Source organism: Halorubrum tibetense, assembly GCF_042661865.1.
GTDB classification, from domain to species: Archaea; Halobacteriota; Halobacteria; order Halobacteriales; family Haloferacaceae; genus Halorubrum; species Halorubrum tibetense.
Genome location: NZ_JBHSWW010000384.1, coordinates 1 through 1,845 on the forward strand (window position 1 = coordinate 1; position 1,845 = coordinate 1,845).

3 protein-coding genes are annotated in these 1,845 nt (G+C 69.3%); 1 reads left to right on the plus strand and 2 read right to left on the minus strand.

The annotated features are described in order from the left end of the window. On the plus strand, positions 1-786 hold a 786-nt coding region (locus ACFQEU_RS15330; RefSeq protein WP_379783565.1), incomplete at its 5' end, for an HAD-IC family P-type ATPase. A 40-nt stretch (positions 787-826) separates the two neighbouring features. Here the strand turns inward: ACFQEU_RS15330 and ACFQEU_RS15335 are convergent. Next, positions 827-1,069, minus strand: coding sequence for a SelT/SelW/SelH family protein (locus tag ACFQEU_RS15335; protein ID WP_379783567.1), 243 nt, complete (start codon positions 1,067-1,069; stop codon positions 827-829). Between the two features lie 340 nt (positions 1,070-1,409). Then, on the minus strand, positions 1,410-1,845 hold a 436-nt coding region (locus ACFQEU_RS15340; protein ID WP_379783569.1), incomplete at its 5' end, for a DUF7546 family protein.

Here is a 1,845-nt window from a genome sequence, read left to right on the forward strand (position 1 = left end):
GCGGGCGACCCGGACGACGGCCGCGGCTCGGCGACGGGCGCTCCCGGGGCCGTCGACGTGACGGTCTCCGATCGAGGAGTCGAAGGGCGGATCGACGGCGACCGGGTCGTCGTCGGTCACCGGTCGTTGTTCCCGGGATCCGAGTGGTCCCTCCCCGACCGGCTCGTCAGGGCGGGTGCGGAGGCCGAGTCCACGGGCCACGTCCCAGTGTACGTCGGCTGGAACGGGGTCGTTCGCGGTGTGCTCGCCGTCGGCGACGAGGTCAGGGACGAGTGGGAGGAACTGGTCGAGGAGCTCGACGCACGCGGGAAGCGCGTGGTGGTGCTCACCGGGGACTCCCTCGCGGCCGCCCGGCGCTTCGAGAACCATCCCGCGATCGACGAGGTGTTCGCGGAGGTGCCGCCGGAGGCGAAAGCCGAGACCGTGCGGCGGATCGGAGCGACGGAGCGCGTGGCGATGGTCGGCGACGGGAGCAACGATGCCCCCGCGCTCGCGGCCGCCGACCTCGGGATATCGATCGCGAGCGGGACGGACCTGGCGGCCGACGCGGCCGACGCCGTCCTCTTGGAGGACCGGCTCTCGGCGATACCCGAACTGTTCGACGTCACGGCGGGAACGAACCGGCGGCTGAAGGAGAATCTCGGCTGGGCGTTCGTGTACAACGGGGTGGCGATCCCGCTGGCGATAACGGGAGCGCTAAACCCGCTTTTAGCCGCGCTGGCCATGGGCGCAAGCAGCCTGCTCGTGGTAAGCAACTCGGCCCGGCCAGTGGTCGACACGGACTAGATGGCCGCCCGCCCGTGTGTGCGACGGTCGAAGCCCGTCTTCAGGCCGACGCGCCGACGTGGGGTTTCACGGCGCGGACGATGGCGTCGACGTCGTAGTCGTCCTCGGTCTTGTCGAAGACGACCTCGTCGTCGACGCGGACGACGAACACGCCGTCGTCGCCCGTAACCAACGCGACCTCGTCGACACCCTCGCCGAACTGTTCGAGGACCGCACCCGAGATGTCCTGTGCGCGGTTCAGCATGCCACACGGTACACAGTACTCGACTTCGACTCGTGTCATACGCCTCCGGATCGGGTCCGGCGAGACTTAAAAGGGCGGCTCGCGGAACCCGGAACGGGCGGACGAGGAGAGACGGACAGGACGAGACGGACCGGAGCGAACACCCGCCGCGGTGGCGCGCCCGCTCGCGCCCTTATATAGGCGCGAGCGGACCGCGAGGGCCGCCGCGGCTGTCCTTATAAGGGCAGCCGCGGCAAGGCTGGGGAGGCGTGAGGTGTGGAGTTGTACGAGGTGGGACTTCGGACGGGTCTACCCCGCCGAAGATGGGTTATCCCGGTCGGTTAGACGTGTTCACCGCGTTAGCGACGGCTTATAAGTAGAGAACGCATCCTCGTCGCCCTCACGACCGGAACCCCGGCCGCCAGTACAACAGCCCGACCGTGATCAGAAACACGGCGGTCGAGAGCCCGTAGGAGACGTCGAGCGCGGTCGCCGCGAGGATCCCGCTCCCGCCGAACACGCCAGAGGCGACCATCGCGATGATGGGGAACGTACAGGAGACACACGAGAACAGCCCGACGATCCCCGCGACGACCGACCCGGACGCCTCCAACACGGTGATGTAGACGAGCTTCGCGAGGGCGGCGTAGCCGATCAGGTACGCGGGCACCAGCACGAGCGTGAGGTACTCGCTCGCGTACACGACCGCGGGCCCCCACCCTAGCGGGAGCCACGCGATCCGGGCGTCGACCGCCCGTTCGGGAACCCCGGTCGCGACGAGGCCGGCGAAGAAGGCGAGCAGCCCGAAGTAGGCGGTCGCGATCGCCAGCGCGCGC